At 42.9% G+C, this 1,455-nt stretch carries 3 protein-coding genes; 2 read left to right on the top strand and 1 reads right to left on the bottom strand.

Going from position 1 to position 1,455, the window contains the following annotated elements:
* Window positions 1-380: 380 nt before the first annotated feature.
* Complete coding sequence (locus Q7P41_RS01885; protein WP_303881703.1) at window positions 381-629, top strand: type II toxin-antitoxin system HicB family antitoxin; 249 nt, start codon at window positions 381-383, stop codon at window positions 627-629.
* Window positions 626-838 carry a type II toxin-antitoxin system HicA family toxin gene (locus Q7P41_RS01890; protein WP_303881705.1) on the top strand — a complete coding sequence of 71 codons (213 nt, stop codon included), beginning with the start codon at window positions 626-628 and terminating at the stop codon, window positions 836-838. The genes Q7P41_RS01885 and Q7P41_RS01890 overlap by 4 nt, the downstream gene beginning before the upstream one ends.
* 393 nt (window positions 839-1,231) lie before the next feature.
* Here Q7P41_RS01890 and Q7P41_RS01895 read toward each other — a convergent pair.
* A partial coding sequence (locus Q7P41_RS01895; protein WP_303881707.1) for a DUF4351 domain-containing protein occupies window positions 1,232-1,455 on the bottom strand: 224 nt, incomplete at its 5' end.

Below are 1,455 nucleotides of genomic sequence, written 5' to 3' on the forward strand. Positions count from 1 at the left end.
CCTTTTAAAGAGCCTGTCGTGGGGGTCTTTGGGCGTAAGGTCGTCTTTTGGCACAGGGGAAGCCTCCTTTGCGTTGAAAGTAAATGACGTAGTTTATTGTACATGAAAAAGCATAACCTTAAAACTGTTGGCAGGCCTTTAAAATACCCAGCAGGCTTTAAGGCTATAGGACAAGCATTCTATGTATCTGTCGGGCATAAGGATGCTGGTCAGCTAATATAACTGGGGTCACATCTTTAGTTTTGAATTTTGGCATTTTCAGAAACCTACGTTAGACCTTTAAAAGGTATTCAGCCGGGAAATTCAAGATTAAAAACGTGAGCCCCATTCATTACCGAGAATGCAATTTTATTCTATAATTATCAATGAGGTGAAGATAAATGTCCATATTGACTGCCTTCGTGGAAACAGCCATGCATGAGGCAAGGTACAAAATGCTCGAGGATGGCACGTTTTTTGGGGAAATTCCTTCCTGCCCCGGCGTGTGGGCAAACGAAAAGACCTTGGAAGTATGCCGCGACGTGCTGAGGGAGGTCCTTGAAGAATGGCTAATTTTAAAACTTCGAGACGGGGATTTTATCCCCACAATCGGCGGAATCGACCTTAACGTAATAACAAGTGAAGCATGAACTCGATAAATAGGCGTGAACTGATCAAACGTTTGAAAGCATTAGGTTTTACCGGTCCATATTCCGGCGGACGTCATTCGTTTATGAAGCGCGGTCCTTTGAAGTTAAGGGTACCAAATCCTCACGTGGGGGATATCAGTATTCCACTGCTTAAAGAAATTTTAAGACAGGCGGGCATTTCTGAAGATGAGTGGAATAATGCAAGATAAGATCAACCTGCAAGATTAAAATTCAAGATCAAAGATGCGACCCCAAATTTGATGCACTGGCACGTGGGCAAACAAAAGACCTTAGAGACGTGTAGCATTCAACGTGTAGCGTTCAAGTCGTAAAATCTCGGCTGCCCAGGGGTAGGCCTTATCTCAATATTTTTAACTTAGCAAGGCTAAAAGTTTCGATATGACTTCGTTAACGAAATTATCATCGGCCCGTTCAATGAATCTTCCATTTCATGTTCGTGCCCGCCAATCTATGTTTCTAACGGCATCGGCAAGAACCACTCCGCTTTTCGGAGAGCGGCACTATATTGAGACAAAATAAAGCACTTTTATAGACGGTTGCATTTCAAGGTTTTCGGCAATCTCCCAGCTAGTTTAATTCCATTACTGTAATATCTTTAAAACTTCGTCTTTGGATTTGGCGTCAAGCACGGCTTCTGCTGCCGCGTCAAGTTTGGATTCGTCTGTGACGGAGCGGATCATCTTTTCTTCTTTGGGCGTTATGTTAAATTTACGGCGAAGGAACTTTATAAGCAGCTCTTGTTTGCCCTCTATTTTACCTTCTACTTTTCCCTCTTTTTTGCCTTGTTTTATCAGCTTCTCTGCCA

The sequence above is a fragment of the Acetomicrobium mobile genome, from assembly GCF_937920065.1.

Excerpts from the sequence above, each read along its gene's own strand:
- Q7P41_RS01885 (WP_303881703.1), top strand. The coding sequence starts at position 381 with ATGTCCATATTGACTGCCTTCGTGGAAACAGCCATGCATGAGGCAAGG.
- Q7P41_RS01890 (WP_303881705.1), top strand. The coding sequence starts at position 626 with ATGAACTCGATAAATAGGCGTGAACTGATCAAACGTTTGAAAGCATTA.